15 protein-coding genes and 1 pseudogene are annotated in these 19,932 nt (G+C 65.2%); 10 read left to right on the top strand and 6 right to left on the bottom strand.

Annotation, left to right across the window (positions count from 1 at the left end; all coding sequences use genetic code 11):
• Window positions 1–111: 111 nt before the first annotated feature.
• The 8 genes and pseudogenes from HWX31_RS01655 (at window position 112) to HWX31_RS01625 (ending at window position 10,724) form a co-directional block, all read left to right on the top strand.
• On the top strand, window positions 112–2,946 hold the full coding sequence (locus HWX31_RS01655) for a type VI secretion system Vgr family protein (RefSeq protein WP_174961323.1): 2,835 nt from the start codon (window positions 112–114) through the stop codon (window positions 2,944–2,946).
• Window positions 2,918–3,481, top strand: coding sequence for a hypothetical protein (locus tag HWX31_RS01650; protein ID WP_244143613.1), 564 nt, complete (start codon window positions 2,918–2,920; stop codon window positions 3,479–3,481). Before HWX31_RS01655 ends, HWX31_RS01650 begins: the two co-directional genes overlap by 29 nt.
• Before the next feature lie 152 nt (window positions 3,482–3,633).
• Complete coding sequence (locus HWX31_RS01645; protein WP_174961322.1) at window positions 3,634–4,107, top strand: DUF1795 domain-containing protein; 474 nt, start codon at window positions 3,634–3,636, stop codon at window positions 4,105–4,107.
• Between the two features lie 15 nt (window positions 4,108–4,122).
• Window positions 4,123–8,391, top strand: coding sequence for an RHS repeat-associated core domain-containing protein (locus tag HWX31_RS01640; RefSeq protein ID WP_174961320.1), 4,269 nt, complete (start codon window positions 4,123–4,125; stop codon window positions 8,389–8,391).
• On the top strand, window positions 8,391–9,017 hold the full coding sequence (locus HWX31_RS01635) for an Imm43 family immunity protein (protein WP_174961318.1): 627 nt from the start codon (window positions 8,391–8,393) through the stop codon (window positions 9,015–9,017). The genes HWX31_RS01640 and HWX31_RS01635 overlap by 1 nt, the downstream gene beginning before the upstream one ends.
• A gap of 49 nt (window positions 9,018–9,066) precedes the next feature.
• Window positions 9,067–9,286, top strand: a pseudogene (locus tag HWX31_RS35300) (hypothetical protein); the annotation flags it as partial.
• Complete coding sequence (locus HWX31_RS01630) at window positions 9,286–9,669, top strand: VOC family protein (protein ID WP_415493116.1); 384 nt, start codon at window positions 9,286–9,288, stop codon at window positions 9,667–9,669. The pseudogene HWX31_RS35300 and the gene HWX31_RS01630, both read left to right, overlap by 1 nt.
• 818 nt (window positions 9,670–10,487) lie before the next feature.
• Complete coding sequence (locus tag HWX31_RS01625; RefSeq protein ID WP_174961313.1) at window positions 10,488–10,724, top strand: hypothetical protein; 237 nt, start codon at window positions 10,488–10,490, stop codon at window positions 10,722–10,724.
• Between the two features lie 18 nt (window positions 10,725–10,742).
• Here HWX31_RS01625 and HWX31_RS01620 read toward each other — a convergent pair whose 3' ends face one another.
• The 3 genes from HWX31_RS01620 to HWX31_RS34815 form a co-directional block, all read right to left on the bottom strand.
• Window positions 10,743–11,540, bottom strand: a complete 798-nt coding sequence (locus HWX31_RS01620) for a histone acetyltransferase (RefSeq protein WP_174961311.1) — start codon at window positions 11,538–11,540, stop codon at window positions 10,743–10,745.
• 540 nt (window positions 11,541–12,080) lie between these two features.
• Complete coding sequence (locus HWX31_RS01615) at window positions 12,081–13,364, bottom strand: isoprenylcysteine carboxylmethyltransferase family protein (RefSeq protein WP_174961309.1); 1,284 nt, start codon at window positions 13,362–13,364, stop codon at window positions 12,081–12,083.
• A gap of 103 nt (window positions 13,365–13,467) precedes the next feature.
• On the bottom strand, window positions 13,468–14,739 hold the full coding sequence (locus HWX31_RS34815) for a collagen-like triple helix repeat-containing protein (RefSeq protein ID WP_244143612.1): 1,272 nt from the start codon (window positions 14,737–14,739) through the stop codon (window positions 13,468–13,470).
• Between HWX31_RS34815 and HWX31_RS34810 the strand changes: the two genes are divergently transcribed.
• Together HWX31_RS34810 and HWX31_RS01605 are read left to right on the top strand one after the other, a co-directional pair.
• The gene (locus tag HWX31_RS34810; RefSeq protein WP_425129501.1) at window positions 14,729–15,640 is read left to right on the top strand and encodes a hypothetical protein; all 912 of its coding nucleotides are present in this window, start codon (window positions 14,729–14,731) and stop codon (window positions 15,638–15,640) included. The two genes, HWX31_RS34815 and HWX31_RS34810, sit on opposite strands and share 11 nt — an antisense overlap.
• Before the next feature lie 209 nt (window positions 15,641–15,849).
• Complete coding sequence (locus HWX31_RS01605) at window positions 15,850–16,248, top strand: carboxymuconolactone decarboxylase family protein (protein WP_174961305.1); 399 nt, start codon at window positions 15,850–15,852, stop codon at window positions 16,246–16,248.
• Between the two features lie 51 nt (window positions 16,249–16,299).
• Here HWX31_RS01605 and HWX31_RS01600 read toward each other — a convergent pair whose 3' ends face one another.
• From HWX31_RS01600 to HWX31_RS01590, 3 genes are read right to left on the bottom strand one after another with little or no spacing between them, the layout of a single operon-like run.
• Entirely contained in the window at window positions 16,300–17,286 is a 987-nt protein-coding gene (locus HWX31_RS01600) for an alpha/beta fold hydrolase (protein ID WP_174961303.1), read from the bottom strand.
• Window positions 17,287–17,339: 53 nt separating this feature from the next.
• Complete coding sequence (locus tag HWX31_RS01595; protein ID WP_174961301.1) at window positions 17,340–18,944, bottom strand: flavin-containing monooxygenase; 1,605 nt, start codon at window positions 18,942–18,944, stop codon at window positions 17,340–17,342.
• The gene (locus HWX31_RS01590; RefSeq protein WP_174961299.1) at window positions 18,941–19,843 is read right to left on the bottom strand and encodes an SDR family NAD(P)-dependent oxidoreductase; all 903 of its coding nucleotides are present in this window, start codon (window positions 19,841–19,843) and stop codon (window positions 18,941–18,943) included. Before HWX31_RS01590 ends, HWX31_RS01595 begins: the two co-directional genes overlap by 4 nt.
• Window positions 19,844–19,932 lie beyond the last annotated feature (89 nt).

The following is a 19,932-nucleotide window of genomic DNA, read 5'->3' as shown; positions in this document are numbered from 1 at the left end:
ATTTCCTTTCGATTTGTTATATTTGCGGCGCGTTCGGCGGCTGAGAGACCGTAACAAACGGGCGCATCGCGGGTCAGGCATTCGCCCCGCCCGATAACAAAGAGGTTAATCATGAGTTTCGCGGAAAACAGGGGCGCGGGCGGGATTGCCGGCGGCGCCGTCCCGGCCTCGGCGGGTGGCCTGGCGAGTCTGGGTTCGATTGCCGGCATGGCGGGGCAGCTCGGCGCGCTGACCGGCATGCCGGGCGCGGGATTGCTCGGCGGCGCGGCGAGCGCCGTCCGGCTCGCGCAGACCGGGATGGCGATGCTGGGCAAGACCCCCGAATCGATCGCCGACGCGCTCAACGGCCTGGCGGGCGCGCGCCCGCAACTGACCCAGGAAAACCGCTACGTCACGCTCGAAACGCCGCTGGGCGACGACGTGCTGCTCGTCAACGCCGCCGTGATCGACGAGCACGTCAACCAGCTGCCGGAGATCCACCTCGACCTGCTGTCCCACCGGAACAACATCGGGCCCGAGCAGATCGTCGGCCAGCGCGTAAAGGTCGTGCTGGATCCGCAGAGCAAGAATTTCAGCCTGACGAAGGTCGTGGCCGCGTCCACCGAGACCGACGAGCGCCGCTACTTCGACGGCTATGTTGCGTCGTTCGGCAAGGTCGGCAACTCCGGCACGGTCACGCGCTACGAGATGTCGGTCGTGCCGTGGCTCTGGTTCCTCACGCGTTCGACGGACTGCCGGATCTTCCAGAACCAGACGCCGCAGGATCTCCTGCGCGGGATCTTCCAGGAAATGGGCTTCGCGGATTTCGAATTCGACATCCGCGGCAAGCAGTCGCCGCTCGAATACATCGTGATGTACGACGAGTCGTACTACCACTTCTGTGCGCGGCTGATGGAGCAGGAAGGGCTCGTCTGGACGTTCCGCTTCGAGAAGGACAAGCATGTCCTCGTGATCGGCGACAGCAATTCGCTGTTCCGTCCGATCCCGCAAGCCGAGACGATCTCGTACTACGCCGACAGCGCGGCCAGCGAACTGAACGGCATCGATCGCTGGGACGAGGCGTTCAGCTTCCGGGTCGGCAAGATCACGTTCCGCGACTTCAACTACAACCAGCCGTCGTCGTCGCTGATGCACGTCGAGGTGCCGACCGTCAACCTCAAGCACGACAACATTCAGGCGACCGAACGTTATCAGTTCCACTCGCTGTACGACCACGGCGAGGACGGCGAGCGCTACGCGCGCTATGCGATGGAAGCCGAAGAGGCGCAGGCGCGGCGTTTCAACGGCGGCGGCTATGCGCGCGGGATGACGACGAACGGCCGCTTCACGCTCGTCAACCACGCGTCGTCCTCCTACAGCGGCAAGGAGTTCGTGATCCTGCGCGTGCGCCATCAGGCGGTCAACGACTACACGCGCCAGGGCGCCGAGCTGCCGTATCACAACACGTTCACGTGTTTGCCGTTCGACATTCCGTTCCGGCCGGAACGGCGCACCCGCAAGCCGTCCATGCACGGCACGCAGTCGGCGATCGTGGTCGGGCCGAAGGGCGAGGAAATCCATACCGACGGCAGCCGCGTGAAGCTGCATTTCCTGTGGGATCGCCGCGGCAAGCGCGACGGCTCCGACTCGATGTGGGTGCGCGTGTCGCAGCCGTGGGCCGGCAAGGGCTGGGGCGGCTCCGCGATTCCCCGCATCGGGCAGGAGGTGATCGTCGCGTTCAACGAGGGCGATCCGGACAACCCGGTCGTCGTCGGCCGCGTGTTCAACGGCGAATCGGGCAACCCGTATCACGGCACCGGCGGCCAGACGATGGGGCTCAAGAGCCAGACGCACAAGGGGCAGGGCTCGAACGAGCTGCGGTTCTCCGACGTCGACGGCTCGCAGGAGTTCTTCATGCATGCGCAGAAGGACATGAACACCGTCGTCAAGGACAACGAGTCGCATACGGTCGAAGGCGGCGCGCGGAAGGTGTCGGTGCTGAAGGGGGATGAGACGAAGCATGTGGCGCAGGGCAACATGACCGAGATGGTCGCGCTCACGCGATCGTCGACCGCCAACGTGATCAACACCAACGCGGTCGCGAGCAAAGCCGGCCCCGGCATGCAGAGCCACCTGGCGAGCGACGGCATCGAGCATCGCGTCGGCGACAGCGTCGTGATCCTGACGCCGGGCGGCGTCACGCTGACGCACGGGGCGTCCACGATTCGCATCGAGGCGAGCGGCATCTACATCGACGGTCCGGTGATTCACCTGAACCAGGGCGCGTCGTCGGGGCCATCGGCGCCGGCAGCCAGTGGGGCCGGTGGCGCAGGTCCTGCTGCGGCGGAAGGCGGAGCGGCCGGCGCAGGTGCGGCCGGCGTCGGCGCGGCTGCGGGATCGGCCGCGCCCCCGGTGCAAACGGGACTCGGTCACGACGTCGACCAGCTTGCCGCGAAATCACCGGGTCTGCAGGGCGACCTGAAGAAGCTCAAGGACGACGGCTGGAAAATCAAGTACGGCGAGCCGGGAGGCGGTTCGTTTGCGAGGCGCGAGAACCAGACCATCACGCTGGACGGCAGCTTCAAGGGCAATACGGCGGGAACCACGCAAACCCTGGCGCATGAGGTCGGGCACGCGACCTACGGGTTCCAGGCTGACTATTCGTCGAAAACCGCCTACGTCAATGGCACACTGGCGGACGAAGGTGCAGCCACGATGAACAACATCAAGGCCCGGCGCGAAATTCTCGCGAACGGCGGCGCGGATATCGGCATTGCCGGCAACAGCGCCAATCATGCGGCGTACAACAAGGCATACGACCAGTTCCTGAAGGATGGCAATGCCGACGCCGCCCGGCAGGCGATCGGCGCGCAATTCGGCAGGGGCGAAATCACGTCGAACACGAAGCAACCTTATGCAGAGTATTACGGAGGCTGGTATGACAACAATTTCCCGCCCAAGAAATAACTTGCGACGGGTTCTGATGACGCTTGGCGTGGTGATCTGGCTTGCCGGATGCAGCCGGGCCGATGGAAAAAACGTACAGGATTCACACATGACGCAATCAAAGATGACCCTGTGGCAAGCGATCGACGCGCTGGCGCAGCAGATACCGTTCTCGAAGGCCAAGGTCGAACATGCGCTGTCGACCCGGTTGACCGAGACCGACGAAGAGGGGAATGACGTGTTCCAGTTCTTCAAGAGCACGCCTGTCACGCTGACGGACGGCGTGGTCATCAAGAACGTGGACTTGCGCGTCAAGCGGCAGGGCGCGCATCCGGGATTCATGGTGCTGGAGCTGGGCGGGCCGTGCGTCGGACTCGATGCGGTGCGCGCACGCTACAGCCACCTCGAAATCACCGACGTGCCGCGGGGCCGGTCGCTCGATGAGGCAACGACGCATTCGGCGCAGTTGCCCTGGGGGCAACTGTCGTTCAGCTTCGAGGAGCGCAATCCTGCCTGTCTCGCTTCCGTCTCGTTCAAGCCCAAAAAGCAAGACTGAGTCCGGCGCTCCCTGCGGTGTCCGTGCCATCGCACGGCCGAAGATGCCACGGCGGCTCGCAAATTGACGCGCTGCCGCCGGCACTCTCCTTTCCTGACCGGCAAGCCGGCCTCAAGACCGATTCATCCATCGCGCTTCATCGGATAACCAGCATGACCGATCCAGACAACCGCATCCGTATTCACGAAGGCAGCATCACGCTGCCTGACGGATTCGAGGACCGCACCACCAACCTGTTCGTGCCGGCCGATCCGGCGAACCAGCCGAACCTGAGCGTCGCGCGCGACTGGCTGAAGGACGGCGAGACGCTCGCGCCGTACGTCGACCGGCAGATCGCGCTGCTCAAGTCGCGGCTGCAGGGGCACAAGCTGATCGCGCGGCAAGCAGAACGGCTCGGCCCGGATGACCATCGGGCGCTCGTCGGCGAGCGCATCGACGCGAGCCACCGCAACGGCACGCGCATCGTGTTCCAGCGGCAGGCGGCATTCATCGTTGCGCCGGGGCGCGTGCTGATCTTCACCGCATCGAGCGCCAGGGCCTTCAACGACGAACTGGACGCATTGTGGCGCGCATGGCTCGACGGCTATCGGCCGGCGGACGAAACCGGCGAAGCCGGGCTGGCCTGACGAGGAACGCACACCATGTTCGAGGCCGCACGCGTCACCGATCCGATCGAGCACACCAGCGCGCTCGCGGGTTTCCTGATCGGCGCCGTCATCGGCGTCGCGCTGATCGCCGCGGTCGCGTTCGCGACCTTCACGTGCGGCTTCGGCGTGGCGTTGCTGGCGGGCCTGGTTGCCGGCGTCGGAGCCAGCGCGATCCTGTCGCTAGGAGAGGCGATAGGGAAGATGTTCAGTTCTCCGTCCGGTGCGATCGTCACCGGCTCCGCCAACGTCTTCATCAACGGCAAGCCCGCCGCGTATGCCACGCTGAGCGGTACGGCTTGCGACAAGCACAATCCGGTGCCGCTCGTCGCGCAGGGTTCGACCAACGTCTTCATCAACGGGCGGCCCGCCGCGCGCAAGGACGACAAGATCACGTGCGGCGCGGCGATCGGCGACGGCTCGCACGATACGTTCATTCACGGCGGCACGGAAACCTACCTGCCGGTGGACGACGAGGTGCCGCCGTGGCTCCGTACCACGGTCGACTGGGCATTCGCGCTGGCCGGGCTGGTCGGCGGGCTCGCCGGCCTCGTGAAGGCTGCCGGCGGACTGTCGCGCGCGGTCCTGCCGTGTGCGGCGAAGTTCATCGGCGGCTTCGTGCTCGGAGAGGCCGTGGGGCGCTATGTGGCTGGGCCCGCGATCAATCGCGCGATCGGCGGGATGTTCGGCAATCCTGTCGACGTCACGACCGGGCGCAAGATCCTGCTCGCCGAATCGGAAACCGATTACGTCATTCCGGCTCCCCTGCCGGTCGCGATCAAGCGCTTCTATTCGAGCGGCCTCGACCACGTCGGCACGCTCGGCCGCGGCTGGGTGCTGCCGTGGGACCTGCGGCTGCAGGCGCGCGACGGGCGGCTCTGGTACACGGATGCGCAGGGGCGCGAAAGCGGGTTTCCGCTGGTTCGCAAGGGGCAGTCGTCGTTCAGCGAGAGCGAGCAGCGCTATCTGACCTGCACGCCCGACGGGCGTTACGTGCTGCACGACGTCGGCGAAACGTATTACGACTTCGGACGGCTCGATCCCGACACGGACCGGATCGCGTGGGTGCGCCGCATCGAGGACCAGGCCGGGCAGTGGACGCAGTTCGAGCGCGACAGTCAGGGGCGCGTGCGCGAGATTCTCACCTGCGGCGGCATGCAGGCGGTGCTCGATTACGAGGCGGTCCACGGCCGGCTCGCAACGGTCACGCTTGTCCACGGTGACGAGCGCCGTCTCGCCGTCGCCTATGGATACGACGACAACGGTCAGATGGCGTCGGTGACGGACGCGAACAACGCGGTCGTGCGCCGCTTTACATACGCCGACGGCTTGATGACGAGCCACACGAACGCGCTGGGATTCGTGTCGAGCTACAAGTGGGCGGCGATCGGCGGGCAGCCGCGCGTCGTCGCGACGCAGACCAGCGAGGGCGAGCACTGGACGTTCGAATACGACCTCGACGCGCGGGAGAGCCGCGTTCGCCATCTCGACGGACGTTCGGCGCGCTGGCGTTACGACGCGCAGTTCCAGGTCGTCGAATGCACGGATCTCGACGGCGCGCAGTACCGGATCGAGTACAACGATGCCGGCATGCCGATTGCGTTCATGCTGCCTGGCGAGCGCAAGGTCGCGCTGGAATACGACGATGCGGGGCGCATCGTCGCCGAGACCGATCCGCTCGGGCGCACGACGCGCACACGGTACGACGGCAACAGCCTGCGTCCGGTGGAAATCACCGCACCGGACGGCGGCGTCTGGCAGGCGGAATACGATCGTCAGGGGCGCTTGGTGCTCAGCTGCGATCCGCTTGGCCGGACCAACCGGTACGAGTATCCCGACGGGCTGACGTCGCAACCCGCCGCGCATGTCGATGCGCGCGGCGGGCGCAAGGCGCTGGCGTGGAACCGGCTCGGTCAGCTCGTCGCGTACACGGATTGCTCGGGGAAGACCACGCGCAGCGAGTTCGACGCGTTCGGATTGCCGGTTGCAACGGAAAACGCGTTGGGGCAGCGCGTCTCGTACGCGATGCGGCCGACCGGCGAACCGGTGCGCATTGCCTATCCGGACGGCAGCGAGGAGTCCTTCGAATACGATGCGGCTGGGCTAGTCGTGCGACATGTCGGATTGGGCGGACGCATCCGGCAATCGATCCGCAATGCGCGTGGCCAGTTGCGCGAAGCGATCGATCCGGCGGGGCGCCGGCTCGTGTATCGCTACGATGCCGAAGGGCGGCTGTTCGAGCTGCTGAACGATCATGCGCGCTATGCGTTCGCCTATGACGCGGGCGGGCGTTTGCTGTCCGAAACGCGGCCGGATGGCGTGAAGCGGCGCTTCGACTATGACGATGCCGGCGGGCTTCGGGAGCTGACGATCGTCGGTGCGGCTGATGAGACGGCGCGTCGTGATGCGGAGGCTGTTCGGGTGCTTCGCTTCGAGCGCGACCTGATGGGGAATCTCACGGCGCAGCACACGCCGACCGACGTGACCCGCTACGAGCGTGATGCGGGAGACCGGCTGCTTGCAGTCGAGCGGATGCCGACCGATGCGGGTGTCGCGCTCGGTATCGAGCCGGATGCGGTCAGGTTCGAATACGACGCGGGCGGGCGGCTGATTGCCGAGCATGGCGTGAACGGCACGGTCGGGTACGCGCTGGACGAGCTGGACAACGTGTCGACGCTGTCGTTGCCGCATGAGCAGACGCTGCAGATGCTGCGGTACGGCTCGGGCCACGTGCACCAGATTCGCTGCGGCGACCAGGTGGTCAGCGATTTCGAACGGGACGACCTGCATCGCGAGATCTTGCGGACGCAAGGGCGTTTGATAGAACGATCGGGTTATGACTTGCTGGGACGCAAGTTGTGGCAGGCGGCTGGGTTGTCGCCGGAGACGACCGCCCGGATGCGTGGGCAGTTGTGGCGCAATTACCGCTACGACGCGGCCGGCGAACTGACGGAGATGAGCGACAGCCTGCGGGGCAGCACGCAATACAGCTACGACCCGGCGGGGCAGTTGATGCGGCAGTATCGTATGGCGGACCGGCATCTCGAGGAATTCGCGTGGGATGCGGCCGGCAATTTGCTGGATGACGGGCAGCGTCGCAGCCGCGGATATGTGGAAGGCAACCGGCTGCGGATGTGGCAGGACTTGCGGTTTGCGTATGACGCGTTCGGAAATCTTGCGACGAAACAGCGGGGGCCGAATCGAACGCAGCGGTTTGGCTACGATGGGCAGGATCGGTTGATTGCCGTGCGGACGGAGGATGCGAGCGGGGTGGTCGAAGCGCGGTTCGAATACGACCCGCTTGGCCGGCGCACGGCGAAGACCGAAACTTACTTCGATCATCGTGGCGTCGAGCTGCGCGCGGAGCGCAAGCGGTTCGTGTGGGAAGGGTTGAGGCTCGCGCAGGAGATTCGCGAAACCGGCGTCAGCAGCTATGTCTACAGCCCGGACGCGCCGTATGCGCCGGCAGCGCGTGTCGACGCTGTAATCGCGGATGCGGTTGCCGCGGTTGCGATCGAGAAGGCGAAACACGCGGCACGGGTCTACCATTTTCATACGGATCTGGTCGGCGCGCCGCTGGAGGTGACGGACGAGGCGGGAGAGGTCGCGTGGGCCGGGCGGTATTCGGCGTGGGGGAAGGTTGACGCCGGGGATCGGCAACTGGCGGCGCCGCGTACAGAGCAGCCGTTGCGGTATGCGGGGCAGTATGCTGATGACAGTACCGGGCTGCATTACAACACGTTCCGGTTTTATGACCCGGATGTGGGGAGGTTCGTTAATCACGATCCGATTGGGGTGCTGGGTGGAGAGAATCTGTATGCTTTTGCACCAAACGCGACTGGATGGATCGATCCGTTGGGTTGGTGCTCGACAGTTCTTGGCAAAAATATGGGAGCCCGCACCGGCGACGGCATGGCGAACCATCATCTCATCCCCGAAGAGTTGATGAAGCATCCCGATTTCGCGGCTATGTTCAAGCGCCTCCGAAGTATGGGCTTTGATGGCGACGGTGCTTCGAATGGTACGTTCTTGCCGGGCAGTTCCGGACTCGCGAAGGACATGGGGCTGCCTGGGCACTGGTCGAATCACAGTCAATACACTGCTGCTGTCGAGGCCGAGCTGAAAAAGCTCAATCAGCAGTTCCTCGCTGGACGGCTCAGTGACACGCAACTCGCTCTCGGTGTCGGGCGCATCCAAAATATGGCGCGAGAGGGGCTTGAGACGGGGAAGTATGTAATTGATGTAATAACTGGAAGGCTACTTTGATGGATGCTCGATTTTATGTCGTTCAATATCGTCCGGGTGAGTTTGGGTGCCCGCACTTCTTGTCGGGAGCAGTAAATCGCGACGAGTGGGAGTGGCCAATGTATGTTGGCGATCCATTCAGCGTAGCAGTGGAGCACGATTACATATATCAGCTTTCGGACTCTAAGGATTCGGTTGATTTTGATTTTTACGGAAGTCAAACGAATTTTGTTTCAGAGAAGTTTTTGCAAGTGTGTGACGCGATGAAGGTTCGCTATCGTGCAATCCCATTGCGGATTACGTACGATGGTAAAGACGTTGGAGATAAGCGCTATTCGATATTTCTTCCGGCGGAACACGTTGAGTTTCTTGACCGAAGTAGTTCTGAATTTTCGGAAGATAGGGATATGGAAACAGGGGAAATTGCCGAGAACAATCTTTTTCCTGGTGCTCCAATGTACAGCTGGATCAAGAGATTTGTTCCCCGTGATGATTGTGCGTCAACCTTGTTTCGGAGTGTCGAGATAATGGAGCTTGTTTGTAATGAGAATTTCAAGGAGGAGGCAGAGCGGGCGGCGTTGAAGGGTATCGATTTTATTCCAATCGATAGCAACTATATTTATGACCCGTGGGGCGAGGCTTCATAGGACTATGTTGTTGTTCACGGTTCTCCCGATGCATTTTGTCGAGATCGATCTTGCAGTCGAGCGGACGTCGACCGATGCAGGTGTTGCGCTCGGTATCGAGCCGGATGCGATGAGGTTCGAATACGACAAGGGCGGCTGATTGTCGAGCATGGCGTGAACGGCACGGTTGGATACGTATTGGAGAGTTGGACAACGCGCCGACGCTGTCATTGCCGCACAAGCAGATACTGCAGACGCTGCGATACGGCTCGGGGCACGTGCACCAACTATGTCAGGTGCTGAATTGAAAAATATCGTTTTCGTGCCATCGAAATCGACCGAGGAGTCGGTGGAATTTTATGTCAATGAGCTGGCGCTGTTCGAGGTTGGCGAGGATCTTGGTCGAGGGAATGTATTTCTTCGATATGCCCGAAGCGAGGATTTTTATTTGATGCTATCTCTGGAATTGAGTGTGCGAGAAGGCGATGCGCCGATATTCTCTGTTGGGATTGGTGACTGTTTGGGTGAATATAATCGTTTAAAGAGCGTTAATTTCAAAAATGGAGCGGAAATCCTCTCGAATCCGGGATTTGTGGAGTGGCCGCTGGGTAAATTTGTGAAAATGAGGGATCCCGCTGGAAATGTATTTGATTTGAGTGAATGGTATATATAGGGTGATAGGCGTGTCGGCGAGATGGGGAGGTTGTGTGAGGTGACCAATATTCGGCGTGAGATGTGGTGGGCGGTGGGCGGTGATTGATAAAGTATGCTGAGAGCAGATATCTTTGTGCCAACAGTTTCCGTGGACGAGCAGGTTGGATTCTATGTGAAAGAATTGTGCCTTTTCGTCGTTTCGCAAGACTACGGTATGGGCGAAATTCTGCTTCGGCATATTGATTGTCCATCGTTTTGTTTGCAACTTCAACCAAACCGAAGTCCGTCTGGCGATTGGCCAATCTTTTGCATGTCGACGGAAGATTGTCGCTCGGAATTCGCACGCCTTTCGGTGGTAGCCTTCCAGAAGGGAGGGCTTGTTCATGATGCAGGGACAGTTGCTCCGCCGTGTGAATATCCCCTCGGTCAAACCACCTCGTTACGGGACGCAAGCGGCATCTGTTTCTGATTACCGAATGGCATCCGAGCGTGCTGTGAGGTTCGCGGGCCGATGTATTGGAAGTAGGCGGAAAAGCATAGGTAACACATCAGGTGGAAGGAAGCGGTCGTAGTGGAAGATCCGTTTTGCAGCCCGCTGTGCAATGGTGAAGCCTGAAATTTGAACAGGACGTGGCATGCCTCTGCTCTTTTTGAGGAATTTCGATCGCGCGCGCGAAGTGCTCCAGTACGCGACAGACCACGGTCCGAAGGCCTTGGTCACTCACGACCCGGCGCGCCAGCCGGATCGCGGTTATTTCACGGTTGTGGACGGGCACTACTACGGCGTCTTTGCGACCCATGCGGGACCGGTAGGCGTTTCGCGACGCACAGCAATGGATGCTGTGCGAAAACCAGGTGCTGACGGAAATGAGGTCGTTGCCCGACGGCCGGAAACGATTCGTGGTGACGATACGGAGCGAGCGCGTGCTGGATGTCGTATATCAACCATCCGGCATCGCCGTCGACAACTGGTCCGACGATGAATGCATGATCGACTTCTTCGCTTGGTTGCACGACGGAATGTCGAGTGGGGCACTTGGCCGGTTTGTCTCGTTTTACACGCTGTCGGCGTGAAGTTCCGGACATAGCGCTTCAGGTGTCTTTCCGCAAGCGTATCGGCGATTCCGTTTGGAATGCACGACAGTCATGGCCCGGTCCAGCTTGCCGGCGACAACCGGCCCCTGATTGTTTGGCCACGGTCGTGCTTGCTCCCGGCAAGATGGAATGAGCGTCCGGCGCATCGCCGTTCGGCGGCACGCGAACCGGCCACTCCGGCCAGCGCGCCGACGTGCGAACTGATCGATCGTGTGCAATCGCCGGCCCGTCGGTCATGCCGACCACCTCCGCAAATTCCCCCATCGTCCACCCCGTCCCAAGCAACAGCCGCCGCGTATGCAACGCACCGTGCACGTCATCCGGCACGCACTCCCCGAGATAACGCAATTTCCGTCCTTCGATATCGACGAACCCGTGCTGAAACTCCCGCGCGAGCATCGTCCACAGCCGCGCGGCTCCGACCGACTGCCGCGCGCCGCTGATCAGGCACAGCCCGGCGTCGAGCCCCCACCGATACAGCGTGGTCGCGAGCCCCTTGCGCTGGAACGAAGCGCGAAATTTGGAATGCGGCGCCCGCAAATATCGATCCGCGCGACGGGGAATTTCGGGCAAGCGATTGAACACCGTATACCCGGCGAGCTGCCGGGTTACCGGATCTTCGACATAGAGAAAATATTCGCCGTCCGCCTCACGATGGCGGACGATCAGGCCCGACGCGCCGAGCGCGACGGCCGGCAGGCCGTGCAGGCGGTGGCCCGGTTGATGGAGACGAGCGTGGAGCGTATCCAGCTCATCGTCGATGCTGTTCTGGCAATGCTGTACGTCGATGCGCATGGCAAAGGGAGATCGTGTCGAGCGTGTCGAATGAATGGGTCATGGCGATGGAAAACGGAGGAAGCGGCCCCGCGGCTCGGCAAGCGAGCCGGGGCCGCCAATCAGCTGGGGATGTGCTGGAAACCGGCGGCGATCGCGGCGAGGCCCGCGACGCAGAGAACGATCAGGATCAGGACTTTGTGTATCACGCCTCTTTCCTCATGAATGCGCGGCGCCGGCGGGCGGCGTCGCGGAGACGGTGAACGGCGGGCCGGAACCCGCGCGGCCGTCGCGCAGGGCGACGGTCGGAATGTCCGAACGATGCAAGCGGCGCAAGCAAGCAGCCAGGCGAGCCGACACGCACGCGGACGGCACGCACCATACGCGATCATCGTGCATTCGGCAATCCCGTAGTCCGAAAAAGCGTCGATTTACCGTGTTTGGCGACAATTGGCCGCAAGTTGGTTATTTTTGAGATGATTTTGGCAGGCGAAGGCGCCTGCATCGCGGCCGGCGGACGACCGCCTTGCGAGACTGCGGTCCGCCCGGGCCGGCGGCACGTCAACCCGCCAGCTGCTGCACGAATACGCGCCGGATCCGCGCGAACAGCCCATGCTCGGCGATCCACGCCGCATACGCGCGATAGTCCGGATCGCGCATCAGGTGACGCTCCTCGGTCTTCGCGCGCAGGAAGTAGATCAGGTTGACCGCGACGAGCGCCGCGCAATGCGCGAGCGCGACCTGCCAGCCGAGCGGCTCGACGAACGGCACCGAGATCATCCAGTACGACAGGTTCTTCGTGATGTAGGCCGGATGCTTCGTGAAGCGGTACGGGCCGGACGTGATGATCCCGCGGTTGGTCAGGTTCGAGAAGCGCAGGCCGAACGAGATCGTCGACAGCGCGTAGCACAGCAGCAGCGCGATGATCGTCGCGCCCCAGACCACGCGGATCGCCGGCGCGGAGAGCAGCCAGTTGTCCCAGAACATCGAGCCTTCGTAGCGGATGTAATTGTTTGAGATCAGCGACCAGAACGGCTGGTAGCAGATCAGCGCGGCGAGCCAGCCGAGCGTCGTCGGCTCGACGGTGCGCACGTGGCTGTCGAGGACGCGGAACGTGCACAGGTAGCCGACGGTGCCGAACATCAGGTCCATCGTGAACGACAGGTCGTACATGAACACGAACAGTGCGAGCGACATCGGCGCATGCATCGCGTTCGCGAGCGACGCGCTCAGGTGGTCGGCGTCCTTCGACAGGTAGACGGTCATCAGCGGCAGGAAGAACGCCTTGACCATCCACCCGGCGAGCATCTCGCGCACCGGCCGCCAGCTTGCGGGCTGCTCGCCGCGAAACAGGAAGCGTCCCCACAGCAGGTAGGCGTCGTCGGTCTCGCGCTGATGGCGGTCCATCCACGCGAAATAGATCGGCGCGGCGACGATCACGTACGGCGCGAGCGCCCGCAGCAGCGACCAGAACGGCAGGTAGAACGCGCCGTGATACTCGGGCAGCAGCCAGTACAGCATGCCGATGCCCGCGTAGACCGACGCGAGCGCACCGAGCCGCACCGCGACGCGGGCGACGCCGAGCGGCCGCACGGCCTGCCGCGACAGGCCGGCGCTCGGCCGCAGGTAGACGCGCGAGATGAAGAGTTCGTGCAGCGCGATCGTGCCGATGATCGCGAGACTGGCGATGACCGCGCGCGTGGCGCCGTCGAGGGCGGGCTGGTCGCGCGTGATCCACAGCGCGAAGAGGCCGGCCGTGATGCCGAGCAGGCCGGCGCGTAACGGAGTGGCGGAGCGGGGCGGCCGGTCTTGGACGGCGGCGATGCCTTCGAGCGTCGAGTTCATGTGATCCTCGTATGGATGAGGCCGACGCCGCAGCGTGGGCGGCGCCGGCGGGCGGCCGGGCTTTGGAATGTTGTGTGCCCGGCCGCCTGGCGCTGCGGGTCGATTACTTCGGTAAGGCGCCGCCGAGCAGGCCGCCGACCAGGTTCGTCACCGGCGCGAGCAGGCTGGTCGCACCGGCCGTGCCGCCGCTCGAACCGCCGCTCAGGCCGCCCGCGGCGGTGCTGGTGCCGCTGCCGCCCGGGGTCGTCATCGTCGTGATCACGCCGCCCGGACTCGCCGCGACGCCGGCGCCGGTGGCGCCGGCCGGCGACGTCAGCGAACCGGCGAGCGTGCCGATCGGGCCGTTCGTCAGCGCGCCGGTCAGGTTGCCTGTCACCCCGCCGCCAGGCGTGGTGACCGTGCCGGTGAGGCTCGCGCCGAGCGGCGTCAGCGAATTGACGAGGGTCGTGACGGGCGCCAGCAGGCCGCCGGCGCCGGTGCCGCTCGTACCGCCGGCGCTGCCGATCGAACCGAGCAGGTTGGTCACCGGTGCGAGGGGGCCGCCTGCGCTTGTTCCGCTCGTGCCGCTGCTCGTGCCGCTCGTCCCGCCGATGGAGCCGAGCGAGCCGAGCAGGTTCGTGACGGGGGCGAGCGGGCCGCTGCCGCCGGTCCCGCTCGAACCACTGCCGCCGCCCAGCGACCCGAGCAGGCCCGTGATCGGCGCGAGGGGACTGCCGCTGCTGGTCCCGCTCGTGCCGCCCGAACCGCTGCTGGAGCTGCCCGTACTGCCGCCGAGCAGGCCGCCGACGCTCGTGACCGTATTGCCGAGTTGCGTCACGACGTTGCCGAGATCGGTGCCGGCCGGGTTGGTCGTCGCGCCGCCGATCTGCGTGCCGGCCGTGCCGAGGCCATTGCCGACCGTGGTCAGCAGGTTGCCGACCGGCGTGCCGAGACCGGTCGTGGTGCCGACGGTCTGCGTGGTGCCGGGCGTCTGGACGCCGCCGGTCAGCGTGTTCGTGATCGGGTTGATGAAGCTGCCGACCTGCGTCTCGAGCTGCTGGATCGGCGTGGTGTTCAGCGTGGTGTTGAGGCCGGACGCGGCGGTGCTGATGACGCTGCCGACCGTGTTGACGAGGCCGCCGACGGTCGTCGTGACCGGTGCGAGCGGCGACAGCGGACCGGCGCCGAGGCTCGTCACCGCGTTGCCGACATTGTTGACGGCTGCGCTGGCGCCGCTCAGCAGGCCGGTCGCCGACGTCAGCGTCGGGCCGAGCGGATTCGGCGACACGCCGATCGAGCCGAGGCCGGCCGCGACGCCGTTGCCGAGCGACTGGACACCGTTGCCGAGGCTCGTGACCACGTTGCCGACACTGGCGGCAGCCGGGTTGTTCGACACGCTGCCCACTTGGGTACCGCCGTTCGCGACGGTCGTGCCGAGCGATGTGACGAGGTTGCCGGTCTGCCGGAAGAGGCTGCCGAGCGGGGTGGAGCCGGAGGTGCCCGAAGAAGTACCGGAGGACGTGCCGGAAGATGTGCCGGAGGACGTACCTGAGGACGTACCTGAGGACGTACCTGAGGACGTACCTGAGGACGTGCCTGAGGATGTACCGGAAGACGTGCCTGAGGATGTACCGGAAGACGTGCCCGAGGACGTACCCGAGGACGTACCCGAGGACGTACCCGAGGACGTACCCGAGGACGTACCCGAGGACGTACCCGAGGACGTACCCGAGGACGTACCCGAAGACGTACCCGAAGACGTACCCGAAGACGTACCCGAGGACGTACCCGAGGACGTACCCGAAGACGTACCCGAAGACGTTCCCGAAGACGTGCCTGAGGACGTACCCGAAGACCCTGAACTCCCCCCCGACGTCCCTGAGCTTCCCGAACTGCCGGAGGTTCCGGACGCCCCTGACGTGCCTGACGTTCCGGACGCCCCTGACGTGCCTGACGTTCCCGACGTCCCCGACGTGCTCGGCTTCAGCGAGGTAGGCGTGGTCGGTCCGTCGATCGATCCACATCCAGACAGCGCGAGCAGCGACGAGATGGCGAGCGAGAGCGTCGTTCTTGTGAAGTATTTCTGCATGTTGGCCTCAACAATTGGTGTTTGTCCCGACCAGAACTGCAATTTCCGCGCCATCGTGGCATGCGCGCCGAACGGTGAATTTTTCTTGTGGAATGTCCGACGTTCGAGGCTTTTTGTTCCGAGTAATGGCGATTTCGCGGAGCGGTGGCGCAATGGGCTGCGCGATGTTCCCGCAAGGCGCCGTAACGCGCCTGGGAACGTTACGTAGCGTCGGCGTCCGGCGACGCGCGCGCGTTGGCACACTTACTGCGGCACGGCGGTTTGCCCGACCGAGGCCTGCGGCTTTGACGAAATGCCCGCGCCTCGCGAACATGAGAGCAGGATCGCGCCGCCCGGCGGGCCAACCCGCACACACCGGCAATCGACGGCGCAACCGAAGCACTCCCGAAACGGAAGCCGGACGAACAGGACAGAGAGATGAGCGAACAGGACAAGGAGCAGGGCAAGGCGCGCCGCATCGACGTGATGGGCGAGGCATTCGTCGAGCGGGCGATGCGCGATCTCGACGGATTTTCGCGGCCGCTGCAGGACTGGCTGAACGAGCACGCGTGGGGCAGCACGTGGCAGCGCGGCGGCATCGATCTCAAGACGCGCAGCCTCTGCACGTGCGCGATGCTGGCTGCGCTCGGCCGCAGCACCGAGCTGAAGGGCCACCTGCGCGGCGCGCTCAACAACGGCGCGAGCCTCGTCGAGATTCGCGAGGTGCTGCTGCACAGCGCGCTGTACGCGGGCGCGCCGGCGGCGATCGAGGCATTCCGCAGCGCGCGCGAAGTGATGTCGGAACTCGGCCTGACGCTGCCCGACAGCGAGGACTGAACGCGTCGCCGCGCGCCGATGCGCGGCTTCGGGCGTCAGGGCATCAGTGCGTCAGCGCCCGGCCTGCGCGACCGGCGCGTGCGCTTCGAGCGGCGCCGCGGCCACTTCGGCCAGCCACTCGGCCGTCGCGCCCGGAATCGTGACGGGCAGCATGTGGCCGCCCTCGACCACCCGCAGCCGCACGCGCGGCGACTTCTGCGCGAGGGCCTCGCCGTGGCTGCGCCAGTTCAGGATGCGGTCGTCGCGGCCGTACAGCACGTCGACCGGCAGCGCGAGCTCCGCATAGCGGCGCTCCATCGCGGGCAGGTCGCCGGGCACCGCGATCAGGTCCGACGACGTCGCATAGAAACTGCGCGGCCGCAGCCCGAGCAGCCCGCCGCCCTTGACCGGGAAATCGTTCGGCACCGCTTCCGGCGCGAACACCGCACGGACCGCCTTGCGGCCGGTCAGGATCGTCAGCGGAATCGCGAAAGTCCACGACACGAAGCGACGCACGAGCGTCGACGGAATCAGCAGCGGGCGGAACGGCCCCGGCGGCTCGGCTTCCGGATGCGAGAGCGGCGCGATCAGCGCGAGGCGGCTCACGTGCTCCGGGTGGTTGAGGCCGACCGCGAGCGAAATCGCGCCGCCGAGCGAATGCCCGACGAGCACGGGCTTGTCGAGCTGCAGCGCGTCGATGAACGCGGCGACCGTGCGCGCCTGCGCGAAGATGTTCGCCTGCGAGCGCGCGCCGCGCAGCGAATGCCCGGCGCCCGGCCGGTCGATCAGGATCACGCGATGGCGTTCCGCGAGCTGTTGCAGCGGCAGGTACGCGAAATTGCGCAATTGCCCCGCAAGCCCGTGGACGAACACGATCGGCGGGCCGCTGCCGTACTCGACGTAATGGATGCGGTCGCCGCCGATGTCGACGAACCGGCCTTCGGGCCGGAACGCGCGCGTCACGCGGTGCGCGATATACCAGGTGAACGCCGCGAGCGCCGCGCACACGGCAGCGACGGCGATCAGCGCCTGCTGGATCAGATGGATCGTATGGCTCATGTCGGCCTCGTCAGGTTTGACCGCGGGTTCAAGCGCGGATTCAAGCGCGGGTGTCAAGCGCGGGTGTCAAGCGCGGGTTGCGGGACGGATGCGGCGGCCGCGTCGGGCTTCGCGCGGCGTTCGAACCGCATCGCCGAATCGGCGAGCGTGCTGAACTTCAGCGACGCGAGATCGAGCACGTAGTTCTGGTGGAACTTCCACGGCTTCTTCTCCCCCTGTTTCGGCAGGATGCCGGCCGCGCGCTGGATGTAGCCCGAGCTGAGGTTCACCGCCGGCACGTTGCCGAGATCGCCCGGCGCGAGGCGCGGCACGCAGGTGTCGTAGCCGTGCGCGCGCATGTGGTTGAGCAGGCGGCACACGTAGCGCGCGATCAGTTCGGCCTTCAGCGTCCACGACGCGTTCGTGTAGCCGAACGATGACGCGAGGTTCGGCACGTCGCTGTACATCATCCCCTTGTACGACACCGTCTGCGACAGGTCAACCGCGCGGCCGTCGACCGTGACCTGCGCGCCGCCGAGCATCTTCACCTTCAGCCCGGTGGCGGTGACGATCACGTCCGCGTCGAGCCGCTGGCCGCTTTTCAGCCTGAGGCCGGTCGGCGTGAAGCGCTCGATCTCGTCGGTGACGATCGACGCTCGGCCCGCGCGGATCGCCTTGAACAGGTCGCCGTTCGGCACGAGGCACACGCGCTGGTCCCACGGCTCGTAGCGCGGCGTCAGGTGCGTCGCGACGTCGAAGTCCGGGCCGAGCTGCTTGCCGGCCGCGCGGATGATGAACTTCTTCGTCGCCTCCGGCTTGCGGCGCGCGAGATTGTAGAGATACATCGTCAGCAGTACGTTCTTGACGCGCACGAGCCGGTGCGCGAGCCGCGCCGGCAGCACGCGGCGCAGCGTGTTGGCGATCCTGTCGCGCGCGGGCAGCGACACGATGTAGGTCGGCGAGCGCTGCAGCATCGTCACGTGCCGGGCCTTGGCTGCCATCGACGGCACGAGCGTCACCGCGGTCGCGCCGCTGCCGATCACGATCACGCGGCGGTCCGCGTACGACAGGTTCTTCGGCCAGTGCTGCGGATGCACGAGATCGCCGCCGAACGTGTCCTTGCCGGGCCAGTCGGGCAGGTAGCCCGCGTCGTAGTCGTAATAGCCGCTGCACATGTACAGGAAGCGGCAGGTCAGCACGAGCGTCTCGGCCGGGTCGTCGCTGCCGCCGCCGCCGCGTTCGACGCGCACCGTCCAGCGCGCGCGGTTCGAATCCCAGTCCGCGCCGACGACCTTGTGGCGGTAGCGGATCGTCTTGTCGATCCCGTAGGTGCGCGCGGTGTCGCGGATGTAGTCGAGGATCGTCTGGCCGTCCGAGATCGCCTTGTCGCCGTGCCACGGCCGGAAGCTGTAGCCGAGCGTAAACATGTCGGAATCCGAACGGACGCCCGGATAGCGGAACAGGTCCCAGGTGCCGCCGATCGCGTCGCGCGCCTCGAGGATCGCGACGCGCGCGAACGGGCAGCGCTGCTGCAGGTGATAGGCCGCACCGATGCCGGACAGGCCGGCGCCGACGATCAGCACGTCGAGGTCGGCGCCGTCGCGGTGCATGCCGCCGGCGCTCGCGTGGCGGTCGAAGGCGGGCGGCGCGGCGCGCCGGTCGGTCGTCGTCGAAGTCATGCGGGGTCCTTGGTCGGCGGGGTCGGGAGCGCGCCGGGCGCATGCGCGCGCTGGAGATTGCGTGCGCGGGCGCGGCGCACGTGGCGGATCATCAGCATCTGGTAGGCGGCGCCCAGCACGCGCGCGATCCGGTCGAGGCGGCGCGCGTCGGCGCCGACGAGCACGCGGCGCGCATTGCGTTCGACGCCGGCGAGGATCTGCCGTGCGGCGTCGTCGGCCGTCGTCGCGTTGATCAGGCGGTTCGCCTGGCGGCGGTGGGTCGCCTCGTCCTGACCGGTCAGCGCGTGAATGCCGGCATCGACGCGCGACGCGTCGACGATGTTCGTTGCGACGCCGCCCGGATGCACGCAGGTCGCACTGACGGGGGCGCCGTCGAGCTCCAGCTCCATCCGCAGCGCCTCGGTGAAGCCGCGCACCGCGAACTTGGTCGCGTTGTACGCGCTTTGGGTCGGCATCGCGACCAGCCCGAACAGGCTCGACGTGTTGACGACGTGGCCGTCGCCGGACGCGCGCAGATGGGGCAGGAACGCCTGCGTGCCATGCACGACGCCCCAGAAGTTGATCCCGACGATCCATTCGAGATCGTCGAAGCGCGCGGTTTCGGCGCTGGCCGCGAGCGACACGCCTGCGTTGTTGAAGATCAGGTTGGCCTTGCCGTGCGACTCGCGCACGAAATCGGCCCACGCAAACACCGCGTCGCGGTCGGCGACGTCGAGCCGCTGCGTCGTCACGCGCACGCCGTGCTGCGAGCAGGCGGCCGCCGTGCCCGCGAGCCCGACGTCGTTGACGTCTGAGAGCGCGACCTCGCAGCCGCGCCGCGCGAGCTCGACCGCGAGACTGCGGCCCATGCCCGAACCGGCGCCGGTGATCGCGGCAACCTTCCCGGAAAACCCCTTCATCCGTCGTTCCTCCCATGTCCGCTTGCGCTGTGCCGGCGGCGCTCTTATTGTGGTGTTGTGTGTCACCACTTTAGTTTTCGGGTGTCGTG

This window comes from Burkholderia ubonensis (assembly GCF_902833085.1).
Taxonomy (GTDB): Bacteria; Pseudomonadota; Gammaproteobacteria; order Burkholderiales; family Burkholderiaceae; genus Burkholderia; species Burkholderia ubonensis.
Note: the sequence above shows the minus strand (reverse complement) of the source record. Positions and strands in the feature narration are given on the sequence as shown.